Annotated in this window: 8 protein-coding genes; 5 read left to right on the top strand and 3 right to left on the bottom strand. The window is 42.9% G+C overall.

Annotation, left to right across the window (positions count from 1 at the left end):
* Nucleotides 1-8 precede the first annotated feature (8 nt).
* The 5 genes from K1F36_RS03340 to K1F36_RS03320 are packed head-to-tail and all read left to right on the top strand — an operon-like array spanning nucleotide 9 to nucleotide 10494.
* On the top strand, nucleotides 9-2441 hold the full coding sequence (locus tag K1F36_RS03340) for an ABC transporter permease (RefSeq protein WP_220112543.1): 2433 nt from the start codon (nucleotides 9-11) through the stop codon (nucleotides 2439-2441).
* Nucleotides 2442-2463: 22 nt separating this feature from the next.
* The gene (locus K1F36_RS03335) at nucleotides 2464-4914 is read left to right on the top strand and encodes an FtsX-like permease family protein (RefSeq protein ID WP_220112542.1); all 2451 of its coding nucleotides are present in this window, start codon (nucleotides 2464-2466) and stop codon (nucleotides 4912-4914) included.
* Nucleotides 4915-4937: 23 nt separating this feature from the next.
* The gene (locus tag K1F36_RS03330; RefSeq protein ID WP_220112541.1) at nucleotides 4938-7349 is read left to right on the top strand and encodes an ABC transporter permease; all 2412 of its coding nucleotides are present in this window, start codon (nucleotides 4938-4940) and stop codon (nucleotides 7347-7349) included.
* 44 nt (nucleotides 7350-7393) lie between these two features.
* Nucleotides 7394-9820, top strand: a complete 2427-nt coding sequence (locus K1F36_RS03325; RefSeq protein ID WP_220112540.1) for an ABC transporter permease — start codon at nucleotides 7394-7396, stop codon at nucleotides 9818-9820.
* Between the two features lie 11 nt (nucleotides 9821-9831).
* Nucleotides 9832-10494 carry an ABC transporter ATP-binding protein gene (locus K1F36_RS03320; protein WP_220112539.1) on the top strand — a complete coding sequence of 221 codons (663 nt, stop codon included), beginning with the start codon at nucleotides 9832-9834 and terminating at the stop codon, nucleotides 10492-10494.
* Between the two features lie 85 nt (nucleotides 10495-10579).
* Here K1F36_RS03320 and K1F36_RS03315 read toward each other — a convergent pair whose 3' ends face one another.
* The 3 genes from K1F36_RS03315 to accB form a co-directional block, all read right to left on the bottom strand.
* Nucleotides 10580-11701, bottom strand: a complete 1122-nt coding sequence (locus K1F36_RS03315; protein WP_220112538.1) for an NAD(P)/FAD-dependent oxidoreductase — start codon at nucleotides 11699-11701, stop codon at nucleotides 10580-10582.
* 33 nt (nucleotides 11702-11734) lie between these two features.
* Entirely contained in the window at nucleotides 11735-13093 is a 1359-nt protein-coding gene (gene accC / locus K1F36_RS03310; RefSeq protein WP_207031005.1) for an acetyl-CoA carboxylase biotin carboxylase subunit, read from the bottom strand.
* 86 nt (nucleotides 13094-13179) lie between these two features.
* A complete protein-coding gene (gene accB, locus K1F36_RS03305) occupies nucleotides 13180-13674 on the bottom strand; it encodes an acetyl-CoA carboxylase biotin carboxyl carrier protein (protein WP_220112537.1) in 495 nt (164 codons plus the stop codon).
* Between the last annotated feature and the right edge of the window lie 8 nt (nucleotides 13675-13682).

Genomic DNA, 13682 nt, shown 5'->3' with positions numbered 1-13682 from the left:
CGAGAATCATGTTCAAAAACAACATCAAAATAGCATGGAGAAGCCTAAAAAAGCAGCCATTCTTCACCTTCCTTAACATATTTGGATTAGCAATAGGAATGGCTGGTGGGCTTTTACTCGGCCTTTACATTTGGGACGATCTTAACCACGATATCATGTTCACGGATGCGGAACGCATTTATCGTATTAATGCCGACACGAAATTTGGGGGCGCCGAAGAAAATGTTTCGGAGATATCCGCACCCATGGCCCGGGCAATGGTAAACGACATCCCACAAGTTGAAATGGCCACAAGGTTCAGAAATATTGGGAGCGTATTTATTCGACCACAAGATGAAATGGATAACGTTAGGGAGTCCCATGTTTCGTATGCCGACTCCACGTTTTTTGATATGTTCGGAATCGATCTTTTGTACGGGGATAGACATACGGCATTAGTGGAGCCCAATACATTGGTTATGACACGTACTGCTGCAGAAAAACATTTTCCTATTGATCAAGCAGTCGGAAAAACACTGATAATCAATGATGAGGATGTTTATACGGTCTCAGGGGTATTGGAAGACCTACCAAAGAACTCGATATTTAAGGACAAACCCATTTTTTTGGCCATGTCCGGTTATGAAGATGCTCTACAGGCAGAATGGGGCAGTCACAACTACTATACGTTCGTAAAGTTAACCCCAGGTGTTTCTGGCGAAGACATTCAGGACCAAATGCAGGCCATGGTCGGGAGGTATGTTATTCCTTATGCACAAAAATTCTTTCCCGGTATCACCGAACAACAATTTTTGGAGTCGGGGAATTACATTAACTATTCCACCATTCCCTTAAAGGATATTCATTTATACTCCAAAAGAAGCCCGGAGTTCAGCACTGTCAGCGATATCAAGAATGTGTACATCCTTGGGGCAATCGCTTTGATACTTTTGGTGTTGGCTAGCGTGAATTTCATGAACCTGTCCACGGCCCATTCCCTTAAACGGTCAAAAGAAGTGGGTATCCGAAAAACATTGGGATCCCAGCGTAGTGGATTAATCGGCCAGTTTTTGACCGAATCCGGACTGATCGCCGTGGGCTCATTGATTTTTGCCTTGTTGATCGCGGCCCTTGTCATGCCACTGTACAATGACCTTGCCGGGAAAGAATTGTCCATACCCTATGCCAATCCTGTTTTTTGGTTGATTTTGATCGTAGCAGCATTGGTCCTTGGTCTGTTCTCTGGAAGTTACCCCGCATTCTTCATGTCGCGTTTTGTTGCCGCAAAAGTACTGAAAGGTCAAGGGGACAACTCCATTGGAGGCGGTAGGGTAAGAAATGCATTGGTCATACTTCAATTTAGTATATCCGTATTTCTGATTATGGGGACCCTAACGGTATTTCAGCAACTGCGTTTTATACAGGGGAAAGACCTCGGTTATGGAAAAAACCAAGTATTGATCATAGGTGGTGTTAATGGCCTTGAAGGAAAAAGACAGGCGTTCAAAGATGCAGTACTTCGGTTAAGTCAGGTGAACACGGCAACGTTGAGCAGTTACCTGCCCACGCCATCCTCGCGCAGCAGCGGAACCTATATGCTGGCAGAGGATAGGAGCCAAGAAAGATCCATCAATATGCAGCAATGGAATGTTGACGATGATTATATCTCCACAATCAACCTTTCCCTTGTTTATGGAAGGGACTTTGATGTGACAAAATTCCCGACCGATTCATCTGCGGTCATATTAAATGAAAAAGCTGTGGCCGTTTTGGGAAAAACTCCTGAAAGTGTTATTGGAACCCAATTTGTCAATGACTTTGAGAACGGGTCTTTGTCGACCGTAGTCGGAGTGGTCAAGAATTTTCATTTTGAGACACTTAAGGAAGAGGTAGGGGCCCTGGCTCTTTTCAATGGCGGCGGAAATCCGGATAATTTGGCCATCAAGCTCGAAGGAGGAGATGTGACAAGAACCGTGGCAGCAGTGGAGAATATATGGAGGGAGATGGCACCTACACAGCCCTTTGAACATTATTTTATGGACGATTCCTTCAACAATAGTTATGAAGCGGAGCAGCGATTGGGGCAGATCTTCATGGTTTTCACCTTGCTGTCCATCGTAATAGCCTGCTTGGGCCTGCTTGGGCTTGCTGCTTTCAATGCCCAAAAACGGGTGAAGGAAATCGGAGTGAGAAAGGTTTTGGGCGCGGGTGTCGGACAGATTGTCTACCGGTTGTCCGCGGACTTTTTAAAATTGGTCGGACTAGCCATAGTTATTGCATTGCCCTTGGGGTGGTATGCCATGGACCGATGGCTTCAGGACTTCTCGTACCGAATAGAGATACCATGGTGGATATTTGCCCTGTCCGCATTATTGGCCATTGGAGTTGCCATAGTAACCGTTAGTTACCAAAGTATTAAGGCGGCCGTAGTGAATCCCGTCAAAAGCTTACGAACAGAATAACCAACCACAAAAAGCAAAGCACATGTTGATCAATCATCTTAAAATAGCCTGGCGAAGTATCTTAAAGAACAAATTGTTTTCCTTCATCAATGTGGTTGGTCTTTCCATTGGCCTCTGCTCCGCATTGGTCATCGGGGCCATTATTTATTTCGATTTTTCGTTCGACACCTTCCATAAGGACAAGGATAGGATATATCGGGTCACATCGCTTTTCAAGTCCGGAAACGATGAGTTTACCAATAGAGGTGTCCCTGTTCCCTTGATGCAGACCTTCAAGGACGGGGTTTCGGGAGTTGAGGAGGTGGCACCTTTTATGAGCGCGAATTTTTCAAAAGTTGAAAACAAAAGTCAGGAGGTGATTCTCAAAAATGTGAACGATGGTATTTTTGCCGACGAGGGCTATTTTCAATTATTTGATTACCAATGGCTGGCGGGCAATTCACAAACTGCACTATCAGAACCCGCACAAGTTGTGCTGACCAAGAATACCGCAGCAAAATATTTCCCCAAAAAAAGTCCTACAGATGTGATTGGAAGCACCTTGGTCTACAACGACTCCATCAATGTGAAGGTTTCGGGAGTTGTTGCTGATTTTGAAAAAAACACCGATTTCAAGTTTACGGATTTCATGTCCATGAGCTCCGCAAAAATGTTCGGCGAAAAAGAAATTGCGACCAGTGATCAGTGGAACAACACAAGCTCTGGAGATCAATTGTTCTTCAAGGTCAGAGAAGGGGTCGATATGGCCGCCATACGGTCCCGATTGGATGCTTTGGCCAAAGAACACAAAAACACTGCAGCCTGGGCTGCGGATGATGAAAGGTTGTTCGTGCTGCAAAGCTTGCCTGAAATTCATTTTGGGGGCAAAAGCGGCGATTACCCATTCAACAACTCCGACCATGTGGCCAGCAAGACCGTTTTGACAAGCCTATCCTTTGTAGCATTGTTTTTATTGTTGTTGGGCTGCGCCAACTTCATCAACCTAAATTCGGCCCAAGCACTCACGCGCGCAAAGGAAATCGGTATTCGAAAAACCTTGGGGAGCTCCAAAAAGCAAGTGGTGCGCCAATTTTTGGGAGAGACCTTCATATTGACCGTTCTGGCGACGCTCCTATCTCTTTTGATGGCTCCTTTCCTGTTGCAACAGTTTTCCGAGTTTTTACCAAGTGGGATCGACCTTTCCGTTTTATATAGTATGCAAGGGATACTTGGAATTATTTTGTTGGTGACCATTGTAAGTATATTATCGGGCTTCTATCCCGCATTTGTGCTTTCGAAGTTTAGACCGGTTGCCGTGCTAAAGGGACAGTTTACAAAAGGAGACAAAGGCACGCGTTTGCGCAAGACCCTTACGGTTTTTCAATTTGTGGTCGCCCAAGTATTTGTAATAGCAACGATGTTGGTCACCAAACAACTGCATTTTGTCATGAACAAGGACATGGGCATCAAGACCGAGGCGGTGGCCTATGTGCGCCTTCCATGGAACGATAAGTCCGAAGTAAAAAAAGAAAGGTTGTTTTCCCAAATGGAGAAGATAAAGGGACTTTCCAAAGTAAGCTGGGGCGGAAACCCACCCACTTCCAACAATATATCCTCCACAATTTTGACCTATTTCAAGGAAGAAAACGAGATGCACCAAGAAACCGAAATGCTCTGGGGGGACATAACCTATCTTAAAACCTACGGAATACCCCTATTGGCGGGCAGGGAAAGATTGAACGACAGTGTAAAGGAGTACATTGTAAACGAAAGGTTTGCCAAGGCTTTGGGCTTTCAAGATCCCGCTGAGGTCGTGGGCACTTTTCTAAAGATGGACAGCACACAAATTCCGGTAGTGGGACTAATGCGAGATTTTAACCAAAGGTCGTTAAGGTCGGACATTAAACCATTGGCCCTGACCGGGGATTGGGGCAACAGCAATTATTCCAGTTTTAATGCCATTCATTTTGACCTTGGCAATAATACCGATAATTGGAACGAAACCATTGAAGGCGTAGAACAGGCATGGGCTTCGGTTTATCCCGATCAAGAGATACAGGTAGAGTTCATGGACGAATTGGTGGAAGGCTTTTACCGAAGGGAAAGAAGTACCGTACAGCTTTTAAAATGGGCCACAGGCCTGGCCATATTGATCAGTTGTTTGGGACTTATGGGCCTAGTCGTTTATACCACTGAAAGAAGGGTCAAAGAAATAGGGGTGCGAAAAGTATTGGGTGCCAATCTGGCCCAATTGAATATTTTATTGTGCAAGGAATTTTTGATTCTTGTAGCGGTTGCCTTTGCTGTTGCAGTGCCCATATCGTGGTATTTGGTGCAGGAATGGATAGAAAGCTTCGCGTATAAGACCGAACTAAGTTGGTGGGTATTCTTGGCAAGTGGAATCGGGATGGCCGTTATTGCCATGGCCGTAACCGGGGCAAGAACATACAAAACGGCCAACATCAACCCGATAGAAAGCTTAAGGAACGAATAGACTAACCAATCAAAACGAAAACCATGTTCAAGAACTATTTAAAAATTGCTTGGAGAAACCTGATAAAGAACAAAATTTTCAGTGTAGCCAATATCGTTGGCCTTACCTGTGCGTTTGCTGTGTCCATTTTATTGACAATGACTGCATTGTTCGAACTATCCTTTGATCAATTTCATCTAAACAAGGACTCTGCCTATCAAGTCTACTTGACCAACCAGACCCCTAGGGGAGCCGAGACCAGCACATCCAACCCTGTTCCTTTGGCAAGTGCCCTCAAGGAAGAAGTGCCCGGAATAAAACGAATCACCAGAACATTGAGTGAAGATGCCCTGATTTCTTTTAATGATAAAGATTTGGACTTAGATGCTGAATATGTGGATGCGGAGTTCTTCAATATTTTCACATTTCCCGTTATAGCAGGGAACATCAGTAATCCCCTGCCTTCCAAAAACGCGGTTTCCATCACCGAGGAAACAGCCACAAAAATGTTTGGAAACACCGATGTGGTCGGAAAGGTAGTTCAGGTGCAAATTGGAGGAGAGGAGCACCCATTCACAATTGCATCAATTTTAGAGAACACGCCCCCCAATAGTAGTATCGATTTTGACATTGTAATACCGTTTGAGAACCATCCAGAATATGAATCGAACAAGGACGTCTGGAACTCACAATTTCACCCTGTTTATCTGCAATTGGAAGATGGGATGACGCCACAACAATTTGAAATCAATTCAAGAGCCTTTGCCAACCTACATTACAAGGGAAGTATTGAAAGCGATAAAAGGGATGGTGCTTCACCCGATGAAAATGGTCAATACAAACAATTCCACCTTTTGCCAGTAAAGGACCTTCATTTTGCGACCTTTAAAGAAGGTCTGGTCGATACCGCCCATACTTTCCCCTATTTAATCTTGGGCGTTGCCTTGGTGATCATTTTTATAGTTTGTGCCAACTTCATAAATATGAACATTGCCCTGAGCGAAAAAAGATTAAAGGAAATCGGTATGCGCAAAACACTAGGGGCCGTTAAACAACAATTGTTTTTCCAGTTTTGGATGGAGAGCCTTATCGTGTTTTTGATTGCTATTGGTCTCGGACTTTTGGTCAGTAATTTGCTTATTGGTCCGTTCAAGACCCTTTTTGTCACAAAGGCCACCTTTGCCAACGTGACCCAACCAGGAATTATAGCACTATTTGTTATATCGATTTTTGTGATCACCCTTATTGCCGGAGGTTATCCTGCATTGATTTTGAGCAAACTCAGCACCTTGAGGGCACTAAAAGGAAAGTTGGATTTTGGGAAAAATCGGTTGAGAAACGGCCTGATCGTGCTTCAATTTGTGATTGCCATCATATTGATCAGCGGTACTTTAGTACTTCACGGACAAATAGAATTTTTGAGGAATAAGGACCTTGGGTACAATAAGGAGCAGGTAGTGTCCATTCCCTTGAACGGAAGAAAGGATAGTTATGCCGTACTGGAATTATTGCGTGATGAGCTTTCCCAGGCCCCAGGTGTTCTGAGTGTTTCCGGCTCCGACAGCAATTTGGGCCTTGGAAAGGATGGCAGCATTACCAGTAGTGCCATGGGATTTGATTATAAAGGAAGAGGGTTGATCACAAATGCACTTACCGTGGATTACGATTACGCCAAAACCTTGGATATCGAGCTTCTGGAAGGACGCATGTTCGACAAAAAATATAGCACCGACAGTCTGAGTTTGGTAATCAACGAAAGTATGGCCAAACAATTTGGGGAAGATGACCCGCTGTCCATCCGAATCAATATGGATGATTCCGTCACGTATTCTGTCGTTGGGGTTATAAAGGACTATTATTTTCAGGATGTAAAAAGAGAAGTGAAACCACTTACACTTTTCTTGAACCGCAACTGGGATTTATATTACGCCTATGTGAAAATTGCTCCGGACAATGCCGCGCAATCCTTTGATGCCATAAAAGCCGCGTGGGAGAAGATTGAGCCCCAAGCTGACTTTTTGGGCTCATTTTTGGATGAAAACGTGGACCGCACCTTTAAAAGGGAGAAAACATTGGCCACCATTATAACCAGTGGCAGTATACTGGGGATTATTCTCAGCTGTTTGGGATTATTTGCCATATCCATGCTAGTGGTCGCACAACGTACAAAAGAAATCGGAGTGCGAAAGGTGGTCGGCGCCAGTATATCCTCTGTGGCCCTATTGCTCACCAAGGATTTTTTAAAATTGGTAGGTCTGGCCTTCATCATTGCCACTCCGATATCCTGGTATTTTTTAAATGAATGGTTGCAGGACTATGCCTCCCATGTAAGCTTGAGTCCTTTGTTCTTTGTTGCGGCAGGGCTTACAGCTACATTGATTGCGTTTATTACAGTAGGATCCAGAACGGTAAAGGCCGCATCTGCGAACCCAGTAAAGAGTTTACGAGACGAATAAGTCAAACAAAATGATGGGTGAGAGCCTAACCAAAAAAGGAAACCATGCTTAAGAACTATCTAAAAATCGCTCTAAGGTACTTGCTGAAGAACAAGTTGTATTCTATCATCAACATTTTTGGCCTTGCCGTGGGGATAGCCTCATTTGTTCTTATAATGCTCTATGTAAATTATGAAAAGAGCTATGACACATTTGAAGGTTCCGAAAATGTATATAGGATCTACATGGATTATCTTGAAGGGGACACTTATGTGCCGGGCGATGCCATGACGTATAATTCGTCAGGCCCAGCCTTAAAGGAAATGTTTCCTGAAGTACTGGATTATGTAAGGTTTTACTATTTTGAAAAATTAGCTTTTAAAGTTGGTGAAAAGATCTTGGAGCAGCCATTGGGGTCTTTGGCCGACCCTTCTTACTTTAATATATTCAACTACCCTTTGTCAAAAGGAGATTCCGAAACCGTTCTAACAGAACCTAATTCCATTGTTCTTTCAAAATCTTTTGCCGAAAAACTTTTTGGGAACGAAAACCCTTTAAGAAGAACAATTTCTGTATTTGAAGACGGCAAAGAGACCCAACTTACGGTTACAGGTATTATGGAAGATGTTCCTGAAACAGCTCATTACAGAAATTCGTTTCTAATTTCCTACGAGACCGAAAAAACACTGACCGATTTTGGACCCACAGCCCATGAGCTAAACTGGAACATGAACAATTATTACACCTATTTGAAGTTGGCTCCAAACACCAATATTGATGTCTTGCGTCAAAAAATAATAGACAGCGATATTGAAAAAAGTGAAACCGAAAGACATAACATAGAACCTATTGAGGATATTCATTTGTATTCCGATAAACCTTATGAAGTCACGGCTAACGGTAGTGTTCTGAGAATAAAGTTCTTAACAGCTATAGCTTTTATCATCCTTGTTCTTTCTTGGTTGAACTATGTTAATCTTTCGACGACCAAATCGATGGAAAGGGCAAAGGAAGCAGGCATAAGAAAAGTTGCCGGGGCAAAAAAATCGCAGCTCATAGTCCAATCTTTAATGGAATCCTTACTGCTTAACTTTATCGCCATTGCCATTGCCCTCTCGATAGTTTTTGGAGTACTCCCCTTCTATACCAACATCATAGGAAATGAGCTCAATCTTGATTGGGGGTTTATAGTAAGCTTTATCCCTTATTTTATTTTCATAATAGGAGGCGTGATTTTGGCTGGGCTTTATCCCGCGTTATTGCTCAGCAGGTATTCGCCGGCAAAAGCACTCAAAGGAAAGGTGAGGGCCTCTACCGAAGGCATTGGACTTCGAAAAGGACTTATTGTCACACAGTTTTTTGCTACGATCGTATTGTTAACAGGAACATTCATTATCTCTAAGCAAATCAATTTTTTGGATAATCAACCTATCGGTGCCGATGTTGGTCAAATTATAGCCCTGCATGGAACGGTGGTCTCGACCCAATCGGATTCTTTGGTAAATAATGATTTTAGGGTATTAAAAGAGCAATTAGAGGACTTCCCTTTTATTGAGAAGACCGCCATCGCCCAAACCTATCCAGGTGATAGTTTTGACAATCTGTCCTCAAGTCGTGGAATTTGGTTGCCCGACGGGAGAAGTGACAAAGCCAATATTTTCTATACCTATCATGCCCAACCGGATTACTTTGATTTAATGGACATTGAATTTTTGGCCGGGGGGACCTTTGTTCTGAATTCCAAGTTTGAAGGGAATCAAATTGTGGTGAACGAGACATTTTTAAAAACAGTGGGAATCTCCTCACCTGAAGACCTGCTGAATAAAACTGTAAGTTTCTGGGGAAACAATGAATGGAAAGTTGTAGGTATTATCAAAGATTACTATCACTTTGGATTAAAAACACCCGTTTTACCAACGATTGTCAGATATCAGGATGACATAAGCAATCTGTTGGTTAAAATTGACAAATCTTCTATATCAATTGCAGGATTGGAAACAGCATTGAGTCAAATTGAAAACAAATGGCATGAAATTTTCCCTCAAAGTACATTCAATTATACCTTTTTAGATGAAAAATTTGAAGCCCAATATGAACAGGACAAAGCTTTTGGAAAGGCCTTTCAGATTTTTACGGTTCTTTCTATTCTTATTGCATCATTGGGACTTTTTGGCCTTACGGCATATACCGTTGTGCTGCGGAAAAAGGAAATAGGCATAAGAAAGGTAAACGGCGCCACTATAACACAAGTACTAACCTTATTGAACAAGGACTTTGTAAAATTGTTAGGATTGGCCTTCATTATTGCGATACCAAGCTCTTGGTACGTAATGAACCAATGGTTGGAAGGATTTACGTATAGAACAAATTTCAGTTGGTGGATATTCGCTTTGGCGGGAACAACAGCACTTCTGATTACTTTTTTAACGGTAAGCTGGCAGAGTTTTAAAGCTGCTATCGCCAATCCAGTGGAATCATTAAAAGACGAATAAATAAACATACTATGCTATTACAACTCAACAACATATTCAAATGGGTCACTACGGGAGGCCAACGTATTTTTTTGCTGAAAGATATCAATCTGGAAGTGGAAGAAGGAGAGTTTATTTCAATAATGGGACCTTCGGGATCGGGAAAATCCACTTTGCTCAACGTGATCGGGATGTTGGATACTTTTGATGAGGGAGAATACAACTTCATGGATGAATCAGTCCATTCCCTTAAAGAAAAACACCGTTCCAACCTGTACAAACAATACATCGGCTTTGTGTTCCAATCCTACCACTTATTGGATGAACTTACGGTTAAGGAAAATTTGGAAATGCCCTTGATTTATAAAAAAATCAAAGGCTCCGAACGCAAGGCCATGGTGGCCGATATGCTGGACCGTTTCAATATTGTGGGCAAAAAGGACCTTTTCCCAGCTCAGTTGAGTGGTGGACAGCAACAGCTGGTCGGGGTGGCGAGGGCTTTGATTGCCAGCCCAAAATTGATTTTGGCGGATGAGCCCACAGGTAACCTCAATTCCAAACAGGGCGAGGAAATCATGGAGCTATTCAAGCAATTAAATGAAGAAGGGGTGACCATTATCCAGGTGACACATTCGGAGAAAAATGCCGAATATGGATCCAGAATCATCAATTTGTTGGACGGGAGAATGGTTTGATTTATAATACCAAAAGTAAAGTTCAAGTTCAAACTCAATACCAGAAAAATTATTGATTCTTGAACTTGTTGTTTGCTCTTGATTTTTATTGATTGGCTAAATCCGCAAGTTCTTGGCCAACAAGACTGCCAAGGGCCACGCCCATACCGCCCAAACGGACACCACAGTAAACGGAGTTGGAAATCTCTTTTACTATGGGCGACTTTTGGGTGCCGACACCCATGATGCCGCACCACCTTCGCTCAATTTTTACGGTTTGTTTGGGCAAAATCATATTACGGAGCAATGCTTCAAGCTTATCTTGGATGATTTGTGTTTCCCCAAATTCGGTGGTTTCCTCGGTATCAAAATCAAGGTTTCTTCCTCCACCGAATAGGATTCTGTCATCTATGTTCCGGAAATAATAGTAGCCTTCATCAAAATGGAATGTTCCCTTTATGTGCAGATTTTTGATGGGCTCCGTAATCAAAACTTGGGCTCTTGCAGGTTTTACGGTTTCTGACGGTAATAGTTTGGATGCAAACCCGTTGGTGGCTACAAATACTTTCTTGGATTGGAATTCAAAGTCGGTTGTTCTGATGATTCCAACACCATTGGAATCTGTTACGCCTTGCACCATTACGCCGTTTAAAATCGGTATGTCCATTGATATACATTTTTGAATCAAGGAACGCATCATTTTGCCCGTATCCAATTGCCCTTCAAACTGATGTGTGATATATTTTTTTTGAATATTTTCAAAATTGAACAGATTTCCAATAGTGAGGAAAGGGTGTTCCCCGAAGATTGGGGTCATCAGCCGATTTAGATAAGGGATGGATTCACGACATTTTTCGAACAGCTCTGGTTTATCCAATGGGAACAGTTCATGACTTCCATGCATTTGAAAGCCTAAGGCTTCGTCTCCCAATAAACGGCGTAATCGATGAATGCCGTTCCAGCGTTTTTCAACGAGCTTCACCACTTCTTCTTCTGAATGGTGCTCCAAGTCCGATAGAATTTCCGAGGCGCTCCCAAAACAAGCAAAACCTGCATTTTTGGTACTGGCTCCTTGTGGCAAACTGCCTTTTTCCAAAACCAGAACTTTACTGTGAGGATGTTTTTCCTTAAGGCGTATGGCACAATTAATACCAACGATGCCGCTGCCGATTACGGTAAAATCAACATTGGAAAACCAACTTTTATATTCCCAGTAACTTAATTGCATAAAAGAAAAGCCCCGATAAATTCGGGGCTTTGATTAATGTTCTTCTTTATATTTTGGATCCATTTTAAAATCCTCCATGAATTTGGTGGTATAGTTACCTGCCAAATAATCTGGGTGATCCATCAACTGGCGATGGAACGGAATAGTTGTCTTTATGCCTTCGATCACGAACTCGTCCAAGGCCCTTCTCATTTTATTGATAGCCTCTTCCCTTGTTTGGGCGGTGGTAATCAACTTGGCGATCATGGAATCATAGTTCGGAGGAATCATATAACCACTGTACACATGGGTGTCCAAACGAACACCGTGCCCCCCTGGCGTATGAAGCGTTGTAATTTTGCCGGGTGAAGGTCTAAAGTCGTTATAAGGGTCTTCCGCGTTGATCCTACATTCGATGGAGTGTAATTTTGGGTAGTAGTTTTTACCTGAAATCGGCACGCCACCCGCAACCAAAATTTGCTCACGGATCAAATCGTAATCAACAACTTGCTCGGTAATTGGGTGCTCCACCTGAATACGGGTGTTCATTTCCATAAAGTAGAAATTTCGATGTTTGTCCACCAAAAACTCAATGGTTCCCGCTCCTTCATATTTAATGTACTCGGCTGCCTTAACAGCGGCTTTGCCCATATCTTCACGGAGTTTGTCCGTCATAAACGGGGATGGGGTCTCCTCGGTAAGTTTTTGGTGCCTACGTTGCACGGAACAATCCCTTTCGGACAAGTGACAGGCTTTTCCATATTGATCACCAACAATCTGGATTTCGATATGGCGAGGCTCCTCGATCAGTTTTTCCATGTACATTCCACCATTTCCAAAAGCTGCGGTCGCTTCGGTAACGGCACTGTTGAAATTTTTCTCCATTTGGTCTTCGGACCAGATGGCTCGCATTCCTTTTCCACCACCGCCTGCGGTAGCTTTGATCATTACGGGGTAACCCATTTTTTTGGCTTCCTTCTTGGCATGATCAACATCCTTAAGAAGACCTTGGGAACCAGGTACGGTAGGTACTCCGGCTTTTCTCATGGTTTCCTTTGCGGTAGCCTTGTCCCCCATTTTATCAATCTGATCACCGGATGCACCAATGAATTTGATATCATGCTCGGCACATATTTTGGAGAACTTGGAGTTTTCGGATAAAAATCCGTATCCAGGGTGAATGGCATCGGCATTGGTGATTTCCGCCGCCGCTATAATATTTGGAATCTTCAGATAAGATTCGCTGCTGGGTGCGGGGCCTATACAAACGGCTTCGTCGGCAAAACGTACATGAAGGCTTTCCTCATCTGCTTTAGAGTAAACGGCCACCGTTTTAATGCCCATTTCCTTGCAGGTCCTTATGATCCGCAAGGCAATTTCACCCCTATTTGCAATCAATATTTTTTTAAACATAGAACACAATCTTAAATTAGGAATTCTAAATCTTAAATGGTTTAGGACAACGGTCGGGCCGTCCTAAATCTATCATTTAAAATTCACTATGATGGGTCTACCAAGAATAAGGGTTGGTCAAATTCAACAGGAGAGGAATCGTCAACCAAAATCTTTACAATTTTACCTGAAACTTCTGATTCGATATCGTTGAAAAGTTTCATTGCCTCTATCACACAAAGGACATCTCCTTTTTTGATGGAAGTTCCAACCTCTACAAATGCTGGTTTGTCAGGCGAAGGTTTTCTATAAAAGGTTCCTATGATAGGAGATTTTATGGTAATGTATTTGGAGTCATCATCTGATTTTTTGGCTTCAGATGGTGCGGGTGCAGCGGTTTCTTGGGCTGCGGGTGCTTGTGCTGCCGGAGCTGCTGCTGTTTGGGGAACAGGAATCTGTTGAACAATTGTGGTTTCTGGTGAACCTGAACCGGCACTTCCCGTTCGAATGGTGATTTTGATATCCTCCATTTCCAGCTTCACCTCGCTGGCACCGGATTTGGCGACAAACTTGATTAAACTTTGAATTTCCTTAATGTCCATGGAATATA

Source organism: Flagellimonas abyssi, assembly GCF_019457905.1.
Classification (GTDB): domain Bacteria; phylum Bacteroidota; class Bacteroidia; order Flavobacteriales; family Flavobacteriaceae; genus Flagellimonas; species Flagellimonas abyssi.
This window is presented reverse-complemented; position numbering and strand designations above follow the sequence as displayed.